Consider the following 13,223-nt stretch of genomic DNA (forward strand, 5'->3'; position numbering starts at 1 on the left):
AATTACTTATTATTACTCTTGCCAGACTTACCAGCACAATTTTATTATCAGCCAGAAAATGCAATTAGGTTTCAGCACGCTTTTGCCACAATTCTTGCCAAATTCGAAAAAGTTGTTCACTCGTAAGAGAAGCGTTTTTGTGCTTCGAGAGCAAGGCCGATTCCCACCGATCCGAAGGCGTCACCGTCAATAATTGTGGCATTTGGTGCCATAGCTGTCAGGCTTTCACGCACGTGGGGTATTTTGGTTGAACCACCTGTTAGAAATACGATCGATATATCCTCGCCAGCTAGACCGGCGGCGTTTAGCGCTTCTGCAATGGTTTGGCGGACTTGTTCTGTGCCGTCCTTAAGCGCATCGATCAAATGGTCTTGGGTCATAAAGGCAGATAAATCTTTTTCAATGAAATCCAGTGCCATATCTGTTTCATTTTGATGCGACAAAGTTACCTTGCAATTTTCAACTCCAAGCGCCAGGCGGTGACCCTCACGCAAATCGAGCAGTTGCAAAAGGCGATCGATCAAATGAGGCTCCTTTGCCTCCCTACGCAAGTAGCGTAAATCAGTTCTGGTTTTGTGATCATAGAGAGAATTGATTTTTTGCCAGGTTGCAAGATCATGATAGTAGCCAACCGGCATTAAGCGCCCTTCTTTGTGCATCGGGCTTTGGTAGCCAAGCAACGGCATGATGCGGGAAAGTGACAACCAACGGTCAAAATCGGTCCCGCCAACATGAACGCCAGCATTTGCCAGAATTGACTGATTTGCTCTGTTGGACGCAGGTCCGTTGGGTTCAACATTAAGAATTGTAAAATCTGACGTGCCACCACCAATGTCGATGATCAGAGCAACTTCTCGCCTCTTCGCAATTTGCTGAAAGTCCCTCGCCGCAGCAACAGGCTCATATTCAAACTCGATATGTTTAAAACCACAATCCGATGCAATCGCTCGCAAAGTGCTTTCAGCTTCTTGGTCAGCATCGCGATTATAGTCAACAAAATGAACTGGGCGTCCCATGACCACATGTGTAATAGGCTCAGCAGTCAGAGTTTCGGCTTGTTTCTTCATATGGCTCAGAAACAATCCCAAAACCGCAGTAAATGGTTCGCGGTTTCTGCCAATCATGGTTGTTTCGTAAATGGTGGGGGATCCTAGAATTGACTTAAGCGCGCGCATCATGCGGCCTTCCCCGCCCTCCATATAGGTACCAATTGCATCGCGGCCAAAATGAACGCTGTTTTCTTCAAAATCGAAGAACAGAGTGGAAGGTATGGTAATTTCTTTGCCTTCAAGTGGCACCAGAAAAGGTTTTCCGTTCTGAATCAAGCCAAGAGTTGAATTTGACGTTCCAAAGTCCAAACCACAATAGGTAGGCGCGCTCATTCTTTCTTCCCTTGCAAACAATCAATCCACCAAACAAGAAAGCACCCAATGCGCAATGCATCGGGTGCAGGGTCGGCGTGAATAGCATGGAAGATGCAGATTGAAAAGAGCTTGGTGCCGAATGCTCGCTCTATTCCACCAGTTTAGAAACAACCACGCTTCCATGTTCCATCGTCTGGTGTACCGGACATTTATCAGCAATACGTAGCAAAGCCTCTCGATCCTTTTGAGACAGATTACCTTTTAATGAGATGAGCCGTTCAAAACGATCGATTTTCCCTTTGCTATTTGCCTTGCCTTCAAGGTCATCAGTCGAGCATTCCTTACAATCGGAACCATGGACCTTATTATGCAGCACCTCGGTCGAAATATGCTCTACAGGCAATTTTTTAAAATCAGCGTACATGCGAAGCGTCATTGTTGTGCAAGCACCCAAGGCGGTTGCCAGGTAATCATAAGGAGTTGGGCCTGTGTCCAGTCCGCCCACAGACCTAGGCTCATCTGCCAACAAGGTATGGTGCCCAACACGCACAAAGTTCTGGAACTTTCCAAGGCCGGTTTCTGCGACCAACGCGCCAAGGGGCACATCCGCTTGCGGTTCATGTCCGCCTTCTACAAAGCGGGCAGCCCAAGCTGTAATAACCTCGGCAGCGTAGATGGCATCATCCTTATTGGTCAGCAGATGATCTGCAGTATCGAGCGAGACAAAACTCTTGGGGTGTTTTGCAGCAGTAAAAATCTCGGCAGCATTCTCGATTCCGACAGTGTCATCAATCGGAGAATGAAGCACCATTAGTGCCTTGTTCATATTGCCTATCTGATCGGCAAGGCTGTGTTGATCCAAATCTTCGAGGAACTGTTTTTTGATTGTAAACGGCCGCCCCGCCAAACTGACCTCAGCTTCGCCATTGGCTTCAATCTCATTCAATTGGCATTTGAAGGAATGCTCGATGTGATTGACGTCAGCGGGAGCACCGATCGTTGCCACGGCCTGAACTTCTGGAATTTTCGCTGCAGCAGCCAGAACGGCAGCTCCACCCAATGAGTGGCCGACCAGAAGACTAGGGCCAGCAATGGCTTCACGCAAGGTATCGGCTGCGCGGACGAGATCATCAATATTGGAAGAAAAATTGGTATCGGCAAAGTCGCCTTCAGAGGTCCCTAGTCCGGTGAAGTCAAACCGCATCACCGCAAACCCTTTGCTTGCCAATTGTGTGGCAATGTGTTTGGCAGCAAAAATATCTTTGGAACAGGTGAAACAATGCGCAAAAATAGCAGTTGCGCGAATTGGACCAGTTGGCAATTCCAAACGTGCCTGAAGCGCATCGCCCAATGCGCCTTCAAAGCTCAATCTTTGTGTCGACGTTGCGTTTTTCGCCATACTTCCACCCCTATCTCACATATAGAATTCAAATAGAAACAGAGGCTATCCGGACCCTGTCGAATACTATTTAGGGGTATTGATCTGAATTACCAATCAAGCATTGCTCTCGTCAGATAATATTTTCTTGAGGCGGCTTCGTTCTTCGTCACTAAGGGTTTCGGAGCCGGCCTCTTTGGCTTTGTCTGCCACTTGCTTGTTTTTGCGATAAAGGCGGAAAATACCAAAAATGCCAAGTATCAAAACAAGCGGACCAAAGCTCCACAATATCAAATTCTTTGACGAAAATGTCGGTTTGAGCAGCACGAATTCACCGTACCGACTAACGAGAAAGCTTTTGGCCTCTGCGTCCGTATCCCCCGCCACCAAACGCTCTCGCACAAGAATTCGCAAATCTTTAGCCAGTGGCGCATCAGAATCATCGATCGACTGGTTCTGACAGACCAAGCAGCGCAGCCCTGTTGAAATTTCTCTGGCTCTTGCTTCCAGCGCAGGGTCATCCAAAACCTCATCTGGGTTCACAGCATAAGCCTGCGATACAGTTAGTGCTGCCGCAAACATCAAAAAAACTGCAATCAAGAAACGAGGCAACCACATCGATTTCATCATATTTGTTCCCAATAAAGTGACAAGCCTGTCATCCTAAGCCGTGCTCGCGGCATGCTTGGCTCGACCTTTACGAGCTGGTGCACCAATGCGCAGTCTTCGGTCGGTCAAGGAAATACAGCCACCCAAGAACATAACAACGGAGCCAAGCCAAATGAATGTCACCCAGGGTTTGTAATATACACGCACGGCAATGCCACCATCTTTTTGCTTGTCACCTAATGACATGTAAAGTTGTGTCACGCCCCAATTGGTGTAGATCGCCGTTTCCGTAGTGGGCATATTGCGTGTGGTATAGACCCGTTTAGTTGGATGTAATTCTGTGACAAACTTATCGTCTCGGGTGATATTGAAAGTACCCGCCAAATCAACATAGTTGAACTCAGCACTTTCCTTAAAGCCCTCAAATTCAAATGTGTAACCCGATAGGGTTTCTTTATCTCCCGGCTTCATCACAACAATGCTTTCTGTTTGATAGGCACTTGCCACAATCAAACCAAGCACAGTCATTCCAAGACCAAAATGTCCGAATGCTGTCCCCCAAACAGTGCGTGGAAGCCCAAGCAAACGTGCCAATGATATTTTGAAGGGTAGCTTAAACAGGCCAATTCGGAGCTGAATTTCAGACAGCGCTCCTATCATGACCCAAACAGCCAGACCGATTCCAAGTGGGGCAAGGGTAGAGCCACCTTCAATCAATGAATAGCAGAGGATGATAGCAAACAGCGTGCCCCCGAACGCGATATAAAGGCGCTGGGTTGCTGCAATCAGGTCACCGCGCTTCCACGCCAAGAGCGGTCCAATTGGAACAGCCAGAAGCAATGGGATCATCATTGGCCCAAATGTTGCGTTAAAGAATGGTGCGCCAACCGAAATCTTGGCTCCGGTGATTGCTTCTAACGCTAAGGGATAAAGCGTGCCAACCAGCACCGCAGCAGTCGCCGCGGACAAAAACAGATTGTTGAGCACCAGCGCCCCTTCACGCGAGATGGGCGCGAATACGCCGCCCTGGCGCAACAAGGGCGCGCGCCAAGCAAACAAGGTCAACCCACCCCCAATGAATGCAACAAGCAATGCAAGAATAAAAACACCACGCGAAGGATCTGTCGCGAATGCGTGAACCGATGTCAAGACACCCGAGCGGACAAGGAAAGTACCGAGCAGCGAAAGAGAGAATGTAAGGATCGACAATAGAATTGTCCAAACCTTCAGGGCACCGCGTTTCTCCATAACAACGGCGGAATGGAGCAATGCTGTTCCACTGAGCCAAGGCATAAAAGAGGCATTTTCTACGGGATCCCAGAACCAGTATCCGCCCCACCCAAGTTCGTAATAGGCCCAATAGGACCCCATTGCGATGCCAAGGGTTAATAAGCCCCAAGCGACCAACACCCACGGACGCACCCACCGTGCCCACGCAGCATCAATGCGGCCTTCAAGCAGAGCCGCAATAGAAAATGCAAATGCGATAGAAAAGCCAACATAACCGAGATACAAAAGCGGTGGGTGTATCGCGAGCCCGATATCCTGCAAGATTGGATTAAGGTCGCGCCCTTCAATTGGCGCATTGGCAATGCGGTGAAACGGATTTGAAGTGAACAATACAAACAACAGAAAAGCGGCCGTAATCCAGCCTTGCACCGCTAGAGTATTTGCTTTCAGTTTTGGTGGCAGATTGCGTCCGAATACTCCGACCATGGCCCCAAAAATCACCAAGATGAAGACCCAGAGCAACATAGAGCCTTCATGATTGCCCCAAACTGATGTGTATTTAAACAATAACGGCATCGATGAATGGCTGTTTTCATAAACATTCTGAACGGAAAAATCAGATGTAACATACGCGTGGGTTAGAGCTGCAAATGCAAGGCCCACAAAAAGAAACTGGGTTACAGCAATTGGACTTGCGACGGCCATCATCCGTGAGTCGTTCACTCGGGCTCCCCAAAGTGGAACAACAGACTGAACAAGGGCCAAGGCAAACGCCAGCACAAGCATGTAATGGCCTAGTTCAATGATCATTGCGTCTCTCCCATTCTGGGCAATATCGCTTGGTTTCAAGCTGTGGATATTTCGTCAATAATTCAAGTTTCAAAACTTGGTACAATAGCTTTTTGCTTAGTTGGCTTTTACTTCGCCTTCTTCACCCTGCCAATGCCCCTGCTCTTTCAGAGCATCTGCAACTTCTTTTGGCATATAAGTTTCATCATGTTTGGCAAGCACTGTGTCTGCAGCAAACGTACCATCTGAACTAAGAGTTCCTTCGGTAACGACCCCTTGCCCTTCTCGAAACAAATCGGGCAGAATGCCTGTGTATGCGACTTTCACATCAGCACCACCATCTGTAACCACAAAAGATACCTCTGTACCTTCCCCACGAACCACAGTTTCCTCTTTAACCAACCCTCCCAAGCGAATACGCTGGCCTGGTTTCACACCTTTTTCCACCACATCAGAGGGGCTGTTGAAGAATACGATCTGGTCCTGAAGTGCAAAAAGAATGAGACCGACGGCTGCGAAAAGAACCGCGCCTGCACCGCCAATCATTATCATACGGCGTTGTTTTCTGGTCATGAGGAGTGATCCTTTTTTCGTCTCTTACTATTGTGAGCGACTAAATACTCATCGAGATGATTTGATGTCGCATGCGTCTTACTGATTAATCGATACACCCAATGACCGCGCGGCCGCTTTGACTTTTTCTAATCCACCAACATCTGACTGAAGAGCGCTAAGCGCCTTGGTTACGGTTTTTACAGCCATATCCGGGCGGTTTAGAACCAGTTCTGCGCGGATTAGTTTAACCCATTCATCAGCAGTTCCGCCTTCATCATTCAAACGATCAGCAAGCCGAGACACCATATCTTCGACCATTTGCATTCGATCCTCAGACGTCATCTCTGCAGCGGCTTTGATATCTTCACTCGAAGGCCCAAGAGAGCTCTCGCCAGACTCGGAACCAGGGCTCAACTCATTCGATTTCTGCGATGTTTCTGAGCTTTCAAGCTCATCAAAATTTTGAAGCCGTTTGTTCAACGTAGAAATTTGGTTTTTGGCAAAGGGAACCCATGGCGCCTCTGCTTCAGAATCCTGTATCAAAGCATTCCAAGCATCAATCGCATCTCGTTCACGGCCTTGCTGCCCCAAGGCGATGGCCAAAAAGAAACGGGGCTTGGGTGCATTTGCATCAAGCTGATTGGCACGCTGAAACAAGCTGAATGCGTTTTTAGAGACCACACCGGCTTCTCGAACAACGATGGCCTCACCAAGATTTGCCAAGTTATCGACCGTTTCACCTTCCAATCGCACAACATTTCCAAATGCTTGGACTGCTTCATCGGACCGACGCATTGACAGGTAAATTGGAGCCAATTTCTTCCAGCCTTGGAGATCATCCGGATTTTGCTTTAGCTTTAACTCAGCCGACGCCACTAATTCCGTTAAACTCTGCTCTTCGGGTGCTTTTTGTAGACGTGACGCCAATGGTTGGCTTTGGATCGAAGGAGACCCAAGTACAAAATACAAACCAGCAGAAACGAACGGGATAACCAACAAAACAATGATGACGGCGATTCTCGTATTGGCAGAAATCTTACCAGCTGTAAGTTTGGGGCTTTTTTTATATTTTCCATCGCGTGCGGACGACGCCTCTGAGGCCTCTTGATCAATAACCGATTGCGCGTTCAACATTCGGCGAGCAACTTCAGCCCGCGCGGCTTCAGCTTCTTTTTCCTCTATCAAACCACGTTCCACGTCGCCGTCGATTTCTTTGAGTTGTGATTTGTAAATCGTCAAATCATATTCATCGGCACTCGCATTCGCACGCGCTTTACGCGTCAATGGAATAATAACTACGGAGACAGAAATAGCGGTCAAAACAGCCGCAATAATCCAAAACATATAGGTCCAACTCTCACTCAGGTCTGGCCAAAGCATTTATCTTTTCGCAGAGAAGTCAAATTAACTCATGTTCATCTGCAAAAAGAATGCTCTTTTTCTGTCAAATTCACTATTTCTAATATTTGATGTTTATTCAGTCTTGCACTCACGAACCTTGCCTACCCTCCGATTGTGACTAAGATCAGACCGAGTAATGCATATTTCAAAAGTGCTAAATTTGAGAACCGTGTAGAGGAAAAACCGAGATAAACACGCGTCCATACTCAATCGACAGCTTGTCAAAGCTTCGGTAGTTTACTGTAGGGCGGTTATATTTGAGATGAAAAGAGAATCGTTAGCACACTAAAACTAGGCTTCAGCAGCGCGCATTTCCTGAACCGACGCAGCAGCTTTTAATTGTCTGCGGAATGCAGCAGCATATGCGTCGTCGAATAAATTCTTTGCGAAAATCACAGCCGTTTCGCCAAGTACCTTACAGATCTCGGCATCAGATCCAACGGCCAACCTTGTGCGTTCGATTAAAGACGTCGTTAAAATTTCAAACGACTGATCGAGTTCTTTACGAATACGACCGATAGGGCCATTCAAAGCAATGCAGTCTTTCATCCGTTCGGCATTATGGAACAGTAAAACGGCGCGCTCCGCGTCCTGCAACAGGTTTTGATCAGCAAATTCCTGTGCACCATTTTTAGGCGCACGTAGGGCCTTTCTTACAAGGCCAGGGGTCGATTCTATCTCAGTTTCCAGTAATTCCGAAAGCTTGGTTTTCATGCTCGTAATCGCTTTGCCCCAAGCACATTGAACAGAAATGTCCATTTCCGCATCCATATATTTGGCAAGCGAGCGCCAGGTCGATAGATGTCTCAAGCAAGTTTCGAACTCGGATGGTTGGCTTAAACATTTTTCAAACTGTGCAAGATTTGCTTCCATGTCGGCCAAAACCTGCACTATGGCCGGGGCATACACTGTAGCAGCAACCTGAATGGCGTCATCCGACCCCCCCAATTTAGTCGCCAGTTGAATCTTGAGTTTTTGACTGCTCAAACGTTTGGAAATTGCTGAAAATAGCCAACAAGCTTTCATCGGTGCTTGCTGGGTATATTTCGACACCAACTTGTAAATTTCCTCACCCTCTGGTGTGGACCAACTACTCAACTGGGCAGGCATTCTGGATAGTATTGGTGCCAATGGTGAGAGTTGCTCCCCACAAGCAAGGATATCAATCAGATCGTGATAGACATGGACGCCACCAAGATGATTTGCGATCTTCTGTTCTCCACCCATCTCATTCAGAACGGATTTAAGGTATTTTGAGATTGCAGGAACTAATTCATCCCGAAGCGCCGTCCCCTGCTTCACCAATTCATCATCACTTAAGCCATTGCACGCTTTCTGCAATTTAGCTTTCTGCTCAGCAGTAACAATGTCTCTCATGACCCATGCCCAAATCACATCGTGGGATGAGGGGCTTATGCAAGCTTGCGTTTTTCGAACATGATCAATACCTGAGGTGAAGACCGCAGCTGCTCGAAAAAACTCTTTTTTTGCATATTTTTCTAGAGGAATGTCCGGCGTATTTTCTTTCAAAATGTCGTTGAGCGCAGCCAGTATCATATCCGAAGCCGCATCGCTTGTGCCGTCGCGCTGGCTCTTCTCCAGACTCCGCAAGAGCAAACCCTGCGCACTATCAGACAAAGTTGAAAGATATAGAGACAGTTTCTCTCTCAGCTTTTCAATGCCCGCCATTCGGTCACTCCGAACCATAATTCCAAACCTTTATTTCAATCTCTATTTAAGGCTTGTAAACTCTTAAAATTTTCTATCTTACGTCAATTTTTTACGAATTATTTGCAATGTTTAAACAAAAAAGGAGCCCTCAAGAAGAGAGCTCCTAATCCAATAACCAAATCTAATTTGATAACTAGCCAACGGGTTTCCAAGTGCCATCGCTCTGGCGACAAGCTTGACCGCGTGCGGTCTCTGGTTGACCATCGATATAGATTGTGTGTGTGTAGTCGCGACATGTAAGATTATTGGTCGTGTAGGCTTGTGTTGGAACAATCTGACCACGGTTGCCCGTGTCTGGGTTGTTCCATGTTACAGGTGAACCTGCACGCCCATATTCCAATGCGTTGTTCTGCGCCTGATAAGCGTACCGCTGATCATTTTCGTCCATCATTTTACCGATAGAGGATCCTGCAAGAGCGCCCAGAGCCGAACCCGCAGCAATGGCAAGAATCCGGCCGTCGCCACCTCCGATTTGGCTCCCGAGCACACCACCAGCAACAGCACCCGTTAAACCACCAAAGGTTTGCTTTGGACCCATGCCTGTGCCCTGACATCCAGCCAGAGCCAAGCCCATGACGGTGACGATTGCGATTGAATTCATTTTCATTAGTAGCCCCTATTTCTTTCCGCGAGGATCTGCAAAGATCCATATATTACGTTGTTTCTGCCCTGCAAGATACATCCTAGGGCTGCGGATCAATGATTGTTAGATGGATAAGGTCAGGCACCAACCAAGGATCAAATTTATCCGCACCAATTCTATTATCTCAGAACTAGCCATTCAATCTAAACATTTAGACATTTTAATAGCTCTTGATCATGTCGAAATTTTGTCAAGAAAACCGATACTGCTTGATGCTTTTCGCATACGATAAAGATTAAACATCCAATGCTGGCAATATTAGAGTTGCGCAAATGCCGCCCAAGTCCGAGCGTTCCAAGGTGAATTGGCCTTGATAGAGCACGGCCATTTCCTCAACAATAGAAAGCCCTAGTCCAGTCCCAGGTTTGCTTTCGTCAAGGCGTTGTCCCCGTTGCATTGCAACATCCATATGCACATCACTCATACCTGCACCATCATCTTCCACCAAAATTGTAAACCAACCATTTTTGTCTGAAGCTGTTGTATGGTGTGATTTGGATAATGTCTTTGGTCTGCCACGCAACAGTGTCACCTTGACTGCGGTGTCAGCCCATTTGCATCCATTGTCGATAAGGTTGCCAACCAGTTCCTCTAAATCCTGTTTTTCCCCGCGAAAACTGATATCCTCGGTATCTTCACAAAGAAGTTCAATTTTCTGAGACCCATGAATTTTGCGCATCACTTCCACCAGCTTATCCAAGACAGGATAGGCAGGAGTAACGCTCCCGATAACATTTCGGCGCGCAGCCATTCTTGCTCTCTCGAGATACATTTGAATTTGATCTCGCATAACATCGGCCTGCTCGCTGAGCATTTTGCCTTTTGGTCCGTCTAAATGACGAACCTCATTGGTGATTACGGAGAGAGGAGTCTTCAGAGCGTGCGCTAGATTGCCAACTTGTGTCCGCGCCCGTTCCAATGTGTCCTTGTTTGACGCAATCAAAATATTGGCTTCATTGACCAATCCGGAAACTTCATCCGGATAGCTCCCTTCTATCGATGAAGCTTGACCTTCGGCTACATATCGGACCTGTTGCCTTAATATATTCAACGGGCGTAATGCAGTGCGTACCAGAAAAAAGGTAACAGCAAGGAGCGTGGCCCCGAAAGCCACCATAATCAACCAGGCTTTTTTCTGAAAATCGGCAACCTGATCATTCAAGTCTTCAGCGTTACCTGTTACCCGCATTATATAGTTTTCGGTTTGAGAAAATGATATCCTTCGCTCCAGAATACGAAGTCTTTTATCACCCGGGCCATAACCGTAAACACGCAAACCAGAACCGATGTCGCCTGCTTTTGACTTTTCGGCATCTAGTTTTAAGCCCCCACCGACCAATGATGCAGAGGCCAGCAGAATTTCACCAGAAGAGGCATTGCTCAGAGTCCAATACCACCCGGATAGTGGCAACTCATACCGCGGTTCCCCCAGATTTTTGGGGGCGACAAGAGGGTCGGAAGATAAAAGTTGACCCGCCAGCTCGCCAACGAGGATCTTTAGCACTATATCCAACTGTTCATCAAAACCCTGCTCAGCAGATGTGCGAAAAAAGGATGTCAAAACGAGGCCTGACGCAAAAGCGACTGCAATTGCCCAGATAGACGCGTTGAGTAGCAGATATCGAGTGATAGACTTCATTTTCACGACTTGCTCGGAGCAACCATATTGTAACCCAAGCCTCGCACAGTCTGAATGACATCAACACCCAGTTTTTTACGTAGCCGACCGATGAAAACTTCAATCGTGTTTGAATCACGATCAAAATCTTGATCATAAAGGTGCTCAACCAATTCTGTACGAGAGATTATCTTACCCTGATGATGCATTAAGTAGGAAAGCAGTCGGTATTCATGAGAAGTAAGCTTCATCGTCTGCCCATCAACGGTCACCCGTCCGGAACGCGCATCAAGGCGCACAGGGCCGCACGTAATTTCGTTTGAAGCCAAACCGACAGATCGTCTGACAAGAGCCCTCAATCGGGCAACCACTTCTTCAATATGAAAGGGCTTGGCAACATAGTCATCGGCACCAGCGTCAATTCCCTGAACCTTATCGCTCCAACGATCTCTTGCTGTCAAAATGAGCACCGGCATAGTGCGCCCGTTGCGTCGCCATGCCTCAAGAACGCTTATGCCATCCATGTTTGGGAGGCCGATGTCCAGTACGACAGCGTCATAAGGCTCTGTATCACCCAAAAAGTGGCCTTCTTCACCATCGAAAGCACAATCAACAACATAGCCGTTGTCTTCCAATTCTTCTTTGAGCTGGCGATTCAGCTCTGTATCATCTTCTACAACCAGTATCCGCATTTCGCACCCTTTAAATTACCATCCGTTTGAACGACAAAATCGTTCCCTTTCTTTTTAATCAGCGCCCTCCTTTACTTAGGAGTTTTCCGGACCGCGCATCGAGTGAAAGACGAGAAACAGCCCCCTGCCGAGACAGGGTTACCAGTTGATAGACCAGTCCAGCTTCACCTTGACACAATTTAACATTGATTACATCTCCACGCACAACCTTGCCTGCCGCTGCCTTTATAGCAGAGAGGTGTTTGGCTTTACCGGCTTCTATCGCCTGTCTGGTTTCTTGCGATGATAAACAATCCGCAGCCAGAGCCGAGTTTGTCTGATAGGCAAAGAAATCCATCAGGAAGACCAAAGCGCACAAAGCATAGATGTTGGTCCGGAGTTTCATGCTGGCAATTTAGTCGCCAACGACTGAACCGAACATGAACATGATGAATTCCCCGAAATCAAAATGCCAGCAGCCATTGATATTGCAACGTCTCACAAGCCCTTACAATAACTCAGTAATTTTTGATTGTGGCGTTTTATTTCAAAGATAGTTTGTTTACTATCCTGACGAGACCACCGAATTGGATCAAAAAGAAGGCAGGAAAGCGCTTGGGATGATTTTAATGTGTCGTGCAAATTGCACTTGGAGCTATTTGGTATCATGTTTTTAGTCTCGGCGAAAACCGTCGGACTCGCGCAAGCTGTCAACAACATTGGTACTAAAAAGATCATCACTCCTGCTCTTCTGAGTTTCCGGTTCATTTTGTTTTTCTTTCGTCGCCCATTTAGCCTTTGTTGCAAGAGTGATCGAGTTTTCTTGTTCGGTCATTTGGTCGCTTCGGCCATCCCTATGATTGTTGAGCGATGCATCCCGGTCTTGATTGGATCGCGCTAAAACACCAGATAAGGAAGCCAGCAATGGAGCCAGCTTCACAACAAGTTTCAGTATTTGGAGAAGAATAGTCATATTTCCCTCGGCTTAATGCAGGCACTAATTTGTAAACCAGGTCCGCCAAACAATCGTGACTGCGGCAGCCAAACTGGAAATCGACACGGCAAGTCGCTCTTGAAGGTCTGGATCAAGATCAAAGCCAAACATCGTCAGTCCCATGGCAAATACGGAAATGAGCTGGGTCCAGTTGATCTTGGATTCCCATGATGGCTTCGAAGATGGGTTGGAAATTGACATAGAAATTCACCCTTATGTTGACATTGAAGTGGAGAGTTG

At 47.2% G+C, this 13,223-nt stretch carries 13 protein-coding genes; all 13 read right to left on the bottom strand.

What is annotated here, in order from left to right; all coding sequences use genetic code 11:
• Positions 1-116: 116 nt before the first annotated feature.
• The 13 genes from C0081_RS12900 to C0081_RS23105 all read right to left on the bottom strand — a co-directional run bounded on the left by C0081_RS12900 (position 117) and on the right by C0081_RS23105 (position 13,184).
• Positions 117-1,382, bottom strand: a complete 1,266-nt coding sequence (locus C0081_RS12900) for an Hsp70 family protein (protein WP_101534229.1) — start codon at positions 1,380-1,382, stop codon at positions 117-119.
• A 130-nt stretch (positions 1,383-1,512) separates the two neighbouring features.
• Positions 1,513-2,763: a bifunctional alpha/beta hydrolase/OsmC family protein gene (locus C0081_RS12905; RefSeq protein WP_101534230.1), complete on the bottom strand. Its 1,251-nt coding sequence runs from the start codon at positions 2,761-2,763 to the stop codon at positions 1,513-1,515.
• Between the two features lie 96 nt (positions 2,764-2,859).
• Positions 2,860-3,372 carry a cytochrome c-type biogenesis protein gene (locus C0081_RS12910; protein WP_342587674.1) on the bottom strand — a complete coding sequence of 171 codons (513 nt, stop codon included), beginning with the start codon at positions 3,370-3,372 and terminating at the stop codon, positions 2,860-2,862.
• A 33-nt stretch (positions 3,373-3,405) separates the two neighbouring features.
• Positions 3,406-5,391, bottom strand: coding sequence for a heme lyase CcmF/NrfE family subunit (locus tag C0081_RS12915; RefSeq protein WP_101534231.1), 1,986 nt, complete (start codon positions 5,389-5,391; stop codon positions 3,406-3,408).
• Positions 5,392-5,487: 96 nt separating this feature from the next.
• Complete coding sequence (gene ccmE, locus C0081_RS12920) at positions 5,488-5,943, bottom strand: cytochrome c maturation protein CcmE (protein ID WP_101534232.1); 456 nt, start codon at positions 5,941-5,943, stop codon at positions 5,488-5,490.
• Between the two features lie 78 nt (positions 5,944-6,021).
• Positions 6,022-7,305, bottom strand: a complete 1,284-nt coding sequence (ccmI, locus tag C0081_RS12925; RefSeq protein ID WP_101534233.1) for a c-type cytochrome biogenesis protein CcmI — start codon at positions 7,303-7,305, stop codon at positions 6,022-6,024.
• A gap of 312 nt (positions 7,306-7,617) precedes the next feature.
• Positions 7,618-9,015 carry a hypothetical protein gene (locus C0081_RS12930; protein ID WP_101534234.1) on the bottom strand — a complete coding sequence of 466 codons (1,398 nt, stop codon included), beginning with the start codon at positions 9,013-9,015 and terminating at the stop codon, positions 7,618-7,620.
• Positions 9,016-9,190: 175 nt separating this feature from the next.
• On the bottom strand, positions 9,191-9,664 hold the full coding sequence (locus tag C0081_RS12935) for an RT0821/Lpp0805 family surface protein (protein ID WP_101534235.1): 474 nt from the start codon (positions 9,662-9,664) through the stop codon (positions 9,191-9,193).
• A gap of 271 nt (positions 9,665-9,935) precedes the next feature.
• Positions 9,936-11,339, bottom strand: a complete 1,404-nt coding sequence (locus tag C0081_RS12940) for an ATP-binding protein (RefSeq protein WP_101534236.1) — start codon at positions 11,337-11,339, stop codon at positions 9,936-9,938.
• 2 nt (positions 11,340-11,341) lie between these two features.
• Positions 11,342-12,010, bottom strand: coding sequence for a response regulator transcription factor (locus C0081_RS12945; RefSeq protein WP_101534237.1), 669 nt, complete (start codon positions 12,008-12,010; stop codon positions 11,342-11,344).
• Between the two features lie 58 nt (positions 12,011-12,068).
• Complete coding sequence (locus C0081_RS12950) at positions 12,069-12,395, bottom strand: PepSY domain-containing protein (protein ID WP_101534238.1); 327 nt, start codon at positions 12,393-12,395, stop codon at positions 12,069-12,071.
• A gap of 267 nt (positions 12,396-12,662) precedes the next feature.
• Positions 12,663-12,962 carry a hypothetical protein gene (locus tag C0081_RS12955; protein ID WP_101534239.1) on the bottom strand — a complete coding sequence of 100 codons (300 nt, stop codon included), beginning with the start codon at positions 12,960-12,962 and terminating at the stop codon, positions 12,663-12,665.
• Between the two features lie 24 nt (positions 12,963-12,986).
• A complete protein-coding gene (locus C0081_RS23105) occupies positions 12,987-13,184 on the bottom strand; it encodes a hypothetical protein (RefSeq protein WP_146006459.1) in 198 nt (65 codons plus the stop codon).
• Positions 13,185-13,223: the final 39 nt, after the last annotated feature.

It is taken from the genome of Cohaesibacter celericrescens (genome assembly GCF_002866925.1).
Lineage (GTDB): Bacteria > Pseudomonadota > Alphaproteobacteria > Rhizobiales > Cohaesibacteraceae > Cohaesibacter > Cohaesibacter celericrescens.